The 11,177-nt window shown below is 77.8% G+C and carries 3 protein-coding genes; all 3 read left to right on the top strand.

Annotated elements, in window-relative coordinates; all coding sequences use genetic code 11:
• Position 1 precedes the first annotated feature (1 nt).
• Genes FHX75_RS03615 through FHX75_RS03605 form a run of 3 tightly spaced genes read left to right on the top strand, consistent with a single transcriptional unit; the run spans position 2 to position 11,153 of the window.
• Complete coding sequence (locus FHX75_RS03615) at positions 2-4,795, top strand: VCBS repeat-containing protein (protein WP_154936646.1); 4,794 nt, start codon at positions 2-4, stop codon at positions 4,793-4,795.
• The gene (locus FHX75_RS31910; protein WP_154936645.1) at positions 4,792-9,297 is read left to right on the top strand and encodes a hypothetical protein; all 4,506 of its coding nucleotides are present in this window, start codon (positions 4,792-4,794) and stop codon (positions 9,295-9,297) included. Before FHX75_RS03615 ends, FHX75_RS31910 begins: the two co-directional genes overlap by 4 nt.
• Complete coding sequence (locus FHX75_RS03605) at positions 9,294-11,153, top strand: hypothetical protein (protein ID WP_154936644.1); 1,860 nt, start codon at positions 9,294-9,296, stop codon at positions 11,151-11,153. Before FHX75_RS31910 ends, FHX75_RS03605 begins: the two co-directional genes overlap by 4 nt.
• The last annotated feature ends 24 nt before the right edge of the window (positions 11,154-11,177 follow it).

The following is an 11,177-nucleotide window of genomic DNA, read 5'->3' as shown; positions in this document are numbered from 1 at the left end:
CATGGGTGGCCTGCGTTTCCTGCCGTGGGTCCGCGACGGGGTGGCCCGGGTCATCTCCGACACCGACCCGCTCAGCGGCGCGCTGCCCCGCCCGCGCGCCCAGGTGGACCTGAACGTCACCGCGCTGGGCACGGACACCGCCACCGGCGACACCCGGGAGATCGCCGGCACCACCACCGCCCTCCTGCACGGGCCCGGCGACGTCGTCGGCGTCGATCCGCAGGAGGTCATCCGCAGCTTCCCGGCGCCCGGAGCGGAGAACGTCGAGACGACCATGCTCGCGGCGGTCGAGTTCGACAGCCCCGAGCTGCCCTGGCTGTACACCCCGGCCCGCCCCGACGACCGGGGCGCGCTGCGCCCGTGGCTGGTGCTGGTCGTGGTGCCGGCCGGCGCGGGCGGCCGGCTGCGCACCGAGGCCGGGCAGGCACTGGCCCGCCTCGCCACCACCGTGCGCCACCTGCCCGACCTGGCCGCGTCCTGGGCCTGGGCGCACGCACAGGTGCTGGTGACCGCCGACGACGAGGACGTCGCCACGGTGATCGCCCTCGCCCCCGAGCGCACCCTGTCCCGGCTGCTCTGCCCCCGCCGGCTCGCCGGCGGCACCGACTACCTGGCCGCCGTCGTCCCGGCCTTCGCCGCCGGCGTCCGCGCCGGCCTCGGCGAACCGGTCGACGACACCGGCCCGCTCGCTCCGGCCTGGGGACCCGGCTCACCGCACCCCGGCGCCGACGATCCGCTGCTGCTGCCCGTCTACCACCACTGGACCTTCCGCACCGGCCCCGACGGCGACTTCGAGTCGCTGGCCCGCCGGCTGCGCCCCCGCGTCCTGCCCGCCGGTGTCGGCCGGCAGCCGGTCGACATCGCCGCCCCCGGCGGCGGCCTGCCCACCGCCGACGAGGAGGGCGTCGAGGGCCGTTCGGTGCTCGGCTTCGAGGGTGCCCTCGCCTCCCCCGCGATGACCCCCACCGAGTGGGCCGCCGACGTCCGCGACGCCTGGCGGGACACCCTCACCGCGCTGCTGCGCCACTCCGCCGACCGGCTCACCCCGCCGCTGTACGGCGACATCCACAGCCAGGAGCAGCGGCTGCCCGCCCCCGGCGCGGAACCGCAATGGCTGGCGGGGCTCAACCTCGACCCCCGGCAGCGGGCCGCCGCCGCGCTCGGCACCCAGGTGGTGCAGCGCCACCAGGAGGACCTGGCGGCCGCCGCCTGGGCCCGGGCCGCCGCGCTGCGCGACACCAACGACCGGCTGCGCCGGGGCCAGGCCGCCCGGGACACCGCCACCGCCCTGTTCACCCGGCGGCTGGATCCCGACACCCCCGGCGCGGCGGTCGCCGACGACCAGCTCGTCGCGCTCACCCAGCCGGTGCACGACCTGGTGCGGGTGCCGCAGGCCGGCCTGGCCGCCGGGGACGGTGACCCGCTGGACGCACGGCTCGCCGGGAATCCGGGCGCGCGGGCCGCCGCCTCGGCCCCGATGCGCCGGCTGCTGCGCCCGCGCGGGCCGCTGGCCCGCCGGGTGGACCCGGACACCCCGCCCGCCGCGCTGACCCGGCTCGCCGACGGGGACAGCGCGGTGCCCGCCGCTCGCGTACCGACCGGCGGCACGGTGCTGGACACCCTGGTCGCCGACGGGAGCGGCCTCGGCGCGTTGACCCGCCAGGTGATCGAGCAGGCCGCCCGGAACCCGTGGTGGCACACCGGCCCGGCCACCCCCACCCTGCGCGCCGCCGCCGCGACGCTCGCCGACGACCCGGTCACCCGGGTCACCACCAACGGCGGCGACCTGCTCGGCGGCGACCGGTTCTTCGTCGGCACCGCCGACGGGCGGCTGTTCGAACGCCGCCGCCTGAGCGGCCAGTGGGTGTGGCGGGACCACGGCGCGCCGCCCGGCACCGCCGTGGCGACCTCCGGCGCCGCCGTGCCCCCGGGCCGGGTGTACGTGCGCACCCGCGACAGCCGGCTGTTCGAGCGGCGCTGGGACGGCGACCGGTGGGTGTGGACCGACTGCGGCGCCCCCACCCTCGGCGTGCACAGCCGGCCGGTGAGCGACGGCACCCGGCTGCACATGCTGGGCGGGGACGGCAACCTGCACCGATACGACCCCGCCGGCCGGACCTGGACGTCACTGGGCGCTCCGGCGCTGCGCAGCGGGGAGCGGCTGTGGGGATCGCCCCGCCCGTCCGTGGCCGGGGTGCTCGTCGCCACCAGCCAGAACCGGCTGTTCGGCCACAACGGACAGTGGCGACAGGTCGGCCCCGACACCCTGCCGACCTGGGGGTCGCCGGCCGCCCAGCACGCCTACCCGGACCGGGACCGGCGCACCGGCTACTCGTGGGTCACCCCGGACGGGCGGCTGGTCTCCCAGTTCGCCGACGGGGCCACCATCCTGCACGGCACGCCGGACGGCTGGCGGGTGGTGTCCCTGGCCCAGGAGGCCGCCCCGGTGGGCCACGAGGAGGAACTGGCGATCGTGGTGCTCGCCGCGAGCACCACCACCGGCGAGGTACGGCTGAAGCGCCGCTACCTGTGGTACCACGACGGACAGGAACGGTTCCTGTGGGCGTGGGGCCCGGTCACCGACACCGTGCCCACCGGCGGGCTCGGGGCGCACCGCCCCCACCCGCTGCTCGGCGACTCCCGCGACGGCGAACTCTTCGCCGTCACCGGCGACGGCCGGCTCACCTCCTACCGCTGGACGTACGGGTCGCCCGGCTGGATCGACCACGGCACCCCGCTCGATTCGCGCGGCGTCGGACCGCTGGACGACGCCGCCCCGGCGCACCTGCGCCACGCGCCCCGGGTCGGGCTGCTCGGCTCGCTGCTGTTCACCCACACCATCACCCAGGGCACCGGCAGCCGGGCCCGGATGCAGGCCGCCCACCACGTCGGCGACGACGCGGCGGTCCACGAACCGGCGCTCACCCCCGCCGTGGACGCCCCCGCCATCCCGGTGGCGGCCCGGGCCGCCGCCACCACGCTCGGCACGGTCGCCCCGACCGGCCGACCGACCCTGGTCACCGCCGCCCTGCTGCCCGGCACCGTCGCCGGCACCTGCCGGATCGCGTACTGGGTGGGCCGGGAGGCCGACTCCGGGGGCGCGGCGGCCGGCGGCTGGAGCGGCCCGTACGAGCTGCCCGACCCGGTCAGCGGCGACGCGGCCGGCCTGGACGTCGCCCTGGCCGACCTCGACGGCGACGGCCGCCCCGAACTCCTCGTCGCGTACGGGGTCAGCCGCTCCGGCGGCACCGACAACCGGGTGTACTACCGGGTCGGCTGGCGGCTCGACGAGTCCGGCGTGGTCACCCGGGGCTGGACCGACTCGCTGCCCACCCCGCAGCAGCTCGACCGAATCACCGCCGTCGGCGTCGACGTGGTCGACATGACCGGCGACCAGACGCCCGACCTGGTGGTTTTCGCGGCCGGCACCCTCGGCGGCGCACCGTGCGCCCGCCACCTCACCGGACGCGCCGTCAACCGGCGCGGCCGGGTGGTCGGCGGGTGGACCGCCCCGCGCGCGGTCGTCGACGAGGCCGCCGTCGCCGACGCCGACGGGGCGGGCATCGCCGTGGCCGACGTGACCGGCACCCGCCGACCCGACCTGGTCGTGGCCCGCCGCACCGGCGCCACGGTCACCTACCGCGCCGCGTTCGACCTGGACCCGGACGGAGTGCCGGTCACGTGGAGCCCCGCGTTCACCCTCACCGGCGCCGCCGACGCGGGCGCCGCCCGGGGCTGCGCCGTCGTGCTGGCGGACCTGCGCGCCGACCTGGTCGCCGACCGCGCCGCCATGGGTGACGCGTTCATGGCCGCCGCCGCCCGCCACCAGGACCGGCTCGCCCCGGCGCAGTCGCTGGCCCGCGACCACCAACCGGCACCCGTCGACCTGGCCACCGCCGCGGCCGCCGTCCGCGAGACCGTACGCCCCGAGACGGCCGTCGCCGGGGAGGTGCTCGCCGGGCTCACCCTCGGCGACGGTGACCTGGTCGACGCCCTGCCCGACACCGGCGACCCGCTGCGCCGACTGCTCGCCGGCGTCACCTTCGACGTGCCCGCCTACGAGCTGCTGCGCGGGCTCTCCCAGGAGCACGTGGTGCCGAACCTGCCGGCGGTCGCGCCGGAGACGATGACCGCGCTGACGGCGAACCCGCGCTTCATCGAGGCGTACCTGGTCGGCCTCAACCACGAGATGAGCCGGGAGATGCTCTGGCGGGAGTTCCCGGCCGACCCGCGACAGACCTGGTTCCGGCAGTTCTGGGACGTGCGCGGGGCGATGTCCGCCGGCGACCCGCTCACCGACATCCCGCCGCTGACCGACCCGGCCTGGCGCGGCGGGCCGCTGGGCAGCCACCTCACCGCCGTCGGCGCGCCCGGCGAGGAGTCCCTGGTGCTGGTCGTCCGGGGTGAGCTGCTGCGCCGCTACCCCTCCACCGTGGTCACCATGCGGGAGGCCACCTGGACCGGCGACGAGGAGCGCAGTCCCACCGGGCCCGACCTGCTGCCCATCTTCAACGCCTGGCTCTCCCCGGACCTGCTGCTCTTCGGCTTTCCCCGCACGGCGCAGGTGGCCCGCGGCGCCAGCCGGAAGCTCGACGGCCCGGCCGGCTGGTTCTTCCTGCTGCGGGAGCAGCCGGCCGCACCCCGCTTCGGCGTCGACGCCGAACCCCCACCCCCGGACGCGGTCGTCTTCGCCGACCACCGGCCCGGCAACGCCGCCGACACCGCCGCCGCCCTGCTGCAACGCCCCGTCCTGCTCGCCCGCCACGCCAGCGACCTGCTACCGGAGAACCGATGAGCACCGTGAACCGACCGCCGCTGGCCAGCGTGCTCACCGGCACCCCGTGGACGCTGCCCGCGACCGTGCCCGCCGTCCTGCTGCCGGTACGCCTGGAGACCCGGTTCACCGGCGCCACCCTGAAAATCCGGGTCTACCCGGACCAGATCCACGTCGACGACCACGAGCCGGGGCTGACCGCCGAGGAGCTCACCGCCGGGCGGGCGTACTGGGGCCACGGCCGCCCCGACGGGCCGTACCCGGTACCCGGGGAGGCCGCCTGGACGGATCTGACCCGCCGCTTCGGCGCTGCCCGGGCGGCCTGGATCGCCCGGGTCACCGAACCCGTCGCCGGGGTCTTCCCGGACCCGCTGCCCCGCGACGCCCCGTGGTGCGAACCGGCCCGGGCCCGGCTGCTGCCCAGCCTCTGGTACGCCGTCGGCCGTACCAGCGACGGCCGGCTCTTCACCGGCGTCTCCGGCCCGGTCACCCCCGACCTACCGGTCGGCCCCACCCCGGTGCTGCCCGGCCGGCCCCCCACCGGCACACCGATCGACGAACTGCCCGCCGAGTCGCCACCGGTCGACGCGGGGATGCGCTGGACCGTCGACTTCGACGCCGCCCTCGCCGCCGGCATGGCCCTGACCGTCACCGTCCCCACCGACGCCACAGGCAGGCCCGTACCGGTGGAGCGGCTGCTGGTGTTCGGGCTGGACACCGCCACCGGCCCGGCCGGCTCCGCCCGCGCCCTGGCCCGCCTGCTGGAGGCGCACGCCGCCACCGACGGGCTGGCGTTCCTGCCCCCGGACACCCCGACCAACAACACCGCCACCGTCACCCCGGCGGCGACCCCGACCGCCGGCCCGGTCACCGCCGACGACCGGGCCGACACGGCACCGGAGTCCGCCGCCGCCCTGGTCGCCGCCGCGCTGGGGGTGCCGCTGACCGCCGCGGCCGACGACGCGCTCACCGCCGCCCGCCGGCGCCCGGCCCGCACCGGCGCGCCGACCGCGCTCGCCCGGGGCACCGGCGCCGCCACCGTGGACCGGCCCACCGGACGACAGGTACGCCGGGCGCTCTGGCCGGCCAGCGTCGGTGCCCTGCTGCGGCACCTGCTGCCCGTGGCCACCCCCGCCGAGCAGGCCGCCGTACGCGAGCACTTCGTCGCCCACGTCCACGCCGAGGGGCCGCTGCCCACGCTGCGCGTCGGCCGCCAGCCGTACGGGCTGCTGCCGGTGACCAGCCTGCGCGACTGGCACCCGGCGAACCCGGCCGAGGCGCGGGCGGTGGGGCTGCTCGACGCCCTGCTGCGCAAGGTGTGGCTGACCTCGCCGGTCCCCCGGATCACGCCCGGGCTGGCCGACCCGGAGGCGACCCTGCTGGAGATCCTCGCCACGGACGCCCGGGTGCTGGAGGTCCGCGCCCGCAGCATGCTCGGCAACGAGTACGTCAGCTGGCTGTGGCGTTTCGCCCGGCTCGGCCTCGGCCCCGGCTGGCGCGAACAGGTCGTCGAACCGGCCCGGGACCTGCTCGCCGCGCTCGGGCTGGGCGGTCCGACCGACCCGCGGCTGTCGCTGGCCGTGTTCGCCAAGGAGGCGTACGCCCTCGGCACACCGCTGCTGGACGGGCCCGGTGAGCCTCGCGCTGGCCGGATCCGCTCCTATCTCGACGCCCTGGCCACGGTCGGCCTGCGCGGCGACGAGGTGCCGGCGCGCCCCGGCGACGGGCCGGTGCCGCTGTTCCACCGGCTGCTACGCGCCGCGCTGATCGCCGAGCACTCCGCCGCCGCGGACGCGTTCGCCGCCGAGGCGGCTCTGCCCCGGGCGGCGGAGATCCCCGAACCGGAACTGGTCGACGTCCGCCCGCACGAGACCACCGCGGTGCTGCGCCGCCGGCTCGCCGTGCCCGTCCCTGGCGCGGGCGGGCAGCAGCTCGGCGCCTACCTCGCCGGCACCGTCGCCGACCCACGGCAGGTCCGGGCCACCGCCGGGCTGCGCGACTTCCGGGCCGCGCTGACCGACCTGCGCGACGCCCTCGACGACGACCTGTCCCCCACCGACCTGGACCGCCACGTCGCCGGCACGCTGGGCCTGGCCGCGCACCGGCTGGACGCCTGGATCACCTCGCTGGCCACCCGCCGGCTCGCCGCGCTCACCGCCGGCCCGCCGCCCGGGGTGCACGTCGGCGGGTACGGCTGGCTGGTCGACCTGCGCCCGGCCCTGCCGCCCCGGATGGTCACCCGACCCGCCGACGTACCCCCGGAGGCGGCCCCACCGACGCTGGTGGCGGCGCCGAACGGCGCCGGGCACGTGCTCGCCCCGTCACCGGCGCAGGCGGTGACCGCCGCGGTGCTGCGCAGCGCCTGGCGCGCGCACGGCGGTGCGGACAGCCCGCTGGCGGTCGACCTGTCGTCGCGCCGGGTACGCCTCGCCGCGCAGCTCCTCGACGGCGTCCGCGCCGGCCAGAGCCTCGGCGCGCTGCTCGGCTATCGCTTCGAACGCGGCCTGCACGACCACCCCGACGGCCCGCTGGACCACCTGCTGCCGCAGTTCCGCCGGCTCGCCCCGGCCCGCGCGCACCGCGTCGACCCGACCGACGACGGCGGCTCCACGATCACCGCCACCGTCGAGTCGACCGCCGGTGTGGACGGCCTGGAGCTGCACCGGCTGCACCAGGCCGGGGCGGTCGACGGGCAGCTCGCGGCGCTGCCACCGACCGCCCGGGACGCCGTCCGGCAGGTGCTCGCCGACCTGGCCGACGCCACCGACGCGGTCGCCGACGCGCTGCTCGCCGAGAGCGTCCACCAGCTCTCCCTCGGCGACATGAACCGGGCGGCCGCCGCCGTCGACGCCGCCTCCGGCGCGGCCACCGACCCGCCGGAGCTGCATGTCACCCGCACCCCGGTCACCGGCGCCGCCCTCACCCACCGGGTGCTGCTGCTGGTCAACGTCGACGACCGGTTCGGCCGGCTGCGCCAGGACTGGCCCGCCGCCCGCGGCCACCATCCACGGATCATGGCCGCGGCCACCGACGCGCTGGTCTCCGTGCTGCTGCCGCCGTCCTGGCGGGTCCGGTGGCGGCTGCGCTGGCACTCCCCGGACGGGGTCACCGCCACCACCTGGCGGGAGGCCACCCTGGACCGGCTGCAGATCCCGGCGATCGACCTGGTCGCCGCGCCACCGCACCCCGGCCGCCCCGATGACGCCGAGCTGGACCGGCGCATCGCCCTGGACGCCTGGGGATCGCCGCTGCCCGCCGGGGTGACCCGGGACTGGCGGCTGGAGCTGGACTACGACCGCGACCCCGCCTGGCCGCTGGAGCGGCTGAGCCTCGCCGAGTTCCTGCACGCCGTGACGGTGCTGCGCGACCTGATCGGCCGGGCCCGCCCGGTCGTCGCCGCCGACCTGCGCCTCGAACGGGACGCCCCGCCGCAGGTCGACCCCGTCACCAAGGCGCAGGCCGACGAGATGTGGCACCTCGCCCGGCAGCACAGCAGCGCGCTGCGGGCGGTCCCGGAGCCGGACGCGCCGGGCTGGGACGAACCGGCCGCCCGGCAGCTGCTCGACGCCGCCGCCGGGTTCGGCGTCATCGGCGCGGTGCCCCCACCGCCGGCGCCGGAGGGTGCCCGCGCCGTCGCCGACGCGGTGCTCGTCGCCCGCGCCGAACTGGCCCGCCGGCTGGTCGCGCACTGCGCGGTCGTCGGCGAGCTGTGGGACCGGGCGCCCTGCCCACCCGCGAGCTGCCGCTGCGACCCGGCGACCGACTTCGACCGACCGGACGCGCCACCGGACCGCCGCCGCGAGGCCCAGATCGCCCGGATCCGGGCGCTGCTCGGCCCGGACATGCCGGTGCTCACCCGCGCCGACGCCCCGGCGGAGCTGGCCGCCGCGCTGGCCGCCAGCGACGCCCTCCAGGGCGGCTCACCCCATCCGGTACGCCGCTGGCTGTCCCGGTACGCCCGGGTCCGCCCGGCGGTGGGCCGACTCCAGGAGGTGCTGACCACCGCCGACGCGGCCGGCGCCGGCGGCGTGGTACGGCTGCCCGCCACGGTACGGGTGGCCCAGCTTCCCTACGCCCCCGGCGACCGGTGGGTCGGCGAGGCCCCACCCCGGGCCGACACCGAGCCGGTGTCCCTGGTGGTGGTCGCCCCCGGCGGGCTGGACGTGACCCGACCGGTGCACGGGCTGCTGGTCGACGAGTGGACCGAGGTCGTCCCCGCCGGGCAGGTGCAGACCGGCCTCACCTTCGAGTACGACGCCCCGGGCGCCGCCGCTCCGCAGGCGGTGCTGCTCGGACTCGCCCCCGACGGCGCGGCGAACTGGCAACCGGCCACCCTCGCCCAGGTGCTGGAGGAGACCCTCGACCTCGCCGTGGCCCGCGCGGTCGACCTGGACTCCCTCGGCGCGGCCGGGCAGTTCCTGCCCGCCCTCTACTTCCCCACCAACGTGACCGAGACCGCCACCACCACAGACTTCGTCCCGGACGCGACGCTCACGCCGCAGGGCGGACAGGAGGGCCAGTGACCAGCACCGAGCCGACGACCAGCGCACCGTCACCGGCGAGCACCGAAGTGCCGGCCACCCTGCCGTCGGTGACCACCTGGACCCGGCTGGAGCCGCGTACCCGGCGGGCCGACCTGGCGCCCGCCGTGCAGGCGCGCACCGCCGACCCGCTGTGGCTGTTGGCCCGCCAGTGGCAGCTCGGCGAGTTCACCGGGGAGGACACCGGCTCGCCGGTCGCCGCCCGGGTGCACGCCCGGACCGCCGCGTTCACCCGCTACCGGCCGGGCCCCACCGCCGGCGCCGTCCGGCTGCCCGCCGGCACGCCGCTGGAGGCGGTGGTGGAACGCGAAACGGCGGCCACCGCCACCGACCTGCGCTTCGCCGTGGACAGCGGCCAGCAGCTGCTACGCCTGCTCGCTGCGGCCGGCGCCGGGGAGCTGGCCGGGCGGCTGTGCACCACGTACCCGGTGCCGGCCAGCCCGCCCGACGCCGCCTCCGCCGCCGACCCGGAGACCGTCGGGTACCTGCGGATCGTCGCCGGCCGGGTGCCGCACGGCGACCTGGCGCTGCGGGCCTGGGCCGAGGGCCGGTTCCTCACCGAGGCGCAGGTCCCGGCCGCGCTGGTCGGCGCGGTCACCGGCGCGGTCACCCAGTGGCTGACCTGGCTGGGGGTGCCGCCCCGCCCGGCCGGCCCACCGCCGGGCTACCTGCTGCAACTGCCGGCCGTGCTGGCGCCCGGGGCGTCCCGACCGGCCGCGCCGCCCTGGCCGCCGGCCGACTTCACCCCGCTGTTCAGCACCCCCGGGCTGGAGGGCCCGGCCTGGCGGCGCGAGCGGATGGAGTACGACGCTGCCGTCGCCGCGCACGACGGCGACGACGAACTGGTACTCACCGCCCACGAGTACGACGGGGACCGGCTGGACTGGTACCACTTCGACCACGAGCCCGGCGCCACCCTGGACGCCCACAAGTCGACAAAGGACCTGGTCAAGGTCCTGCTGCCGGCCCCCGTGTCGTACGCGGGCATGCCCTCCACCCGGTTCTGGGAGCTGGAGGACGCCCGGGTCAACCTGGCCGGCGTCGGGGCCGGCGCCGGCGACCTGGCCCGCCTGTTCGTCCTGGAGTACGGCCTGGTCTACGGCAACGACCATTTCGTGCTGCCCCTGGAGCTGCCCGTCGGCACCGCCACCCGGATCCGGTCGCTGATCGTCACCGACACCTTCGGCGTACGGACGCTGGTGCCGGCCGCCCCCGAACGGACCGCGCTGTTCCGCCCCTCCGGCCCCGACGGCCCCGCCGACGTGCTGGTGCTGCCCGCCACCGCGGCCACCACCCTCGACTCCGCCCCGGTGGAGGAGGTCCGCCTCGGCCGCGACGAGATGGCCAACCTGGCCTGGGCGGTGGAGCGCACCGTCACCGGGGCGACCGGCCGCCCCGTCGACCGCACCGCCCAGGTCGCCCGCGCCGCCGTGCCACCTCGCCCCACCCCGGCCAGCACGGACGTGCCATCGCTGTCGTACGCCTTCGCCACCACCGTCCCGGAGAACTGGGTGCCGCTGATCCCCGGGCCCACCGACGGCCGCCCCGACGTGGTCCGGCTACGCCGGGTGCCGCTGCAACAACCCTCCCGGGAGGGACCGCCGGTGGCGGTGACCGGCCACAGCCGACTGCTCGACTGGCGCTGGCGCGACGACAACCTGGTCGAGCTGGCCTTCCCCGAGGAGGAGGTGCCCCGCGCCGGTGCCCGGGTGCTGCGCCGCTGGCAGCTCGCCCGGTGGACCGACGGCTCGGTGCACCTGTGGCTGGGCAGCACCCGCCGCGCCGGCACCGGCGAACTCTCCAGCGGCCTGCGCTACGACACCGTCCAGCCGCGCTGAACCACCCGTCGACCCGAACGCGGA

Source organism: Micromonospora palomenae (assembly GCF_007829925.1).
GTDB lineage: Bacteria > Actinomycetota > Actinomycetes > Mycobacteriales > Micromonosporaceae > Micromonospora > Micromonospora purpureochromogenes.
Note: the sequence above shows the minus strand (reverse complement) of the source record. Positions and strands in the feature narration are given on the sequence as shown.

Excerpts from the sequence above, each read along its gene's own strand:
- FHX75_RS03615 (WP_154936646.1), top strand. The coding sequence starts at position 2 with ATGGGTGGCCTGCGTTTCCTGCCGTGGGTCCGCGACGGGGTGGCCCGG.
- FHX75_RS31910 (WP_154936645.1), top strand. The coding sequence starts at position 4,792 with ATGAGCACCGTGAACCGACCGCCGCTGGCCAGCGTGCTCACCGGCACC.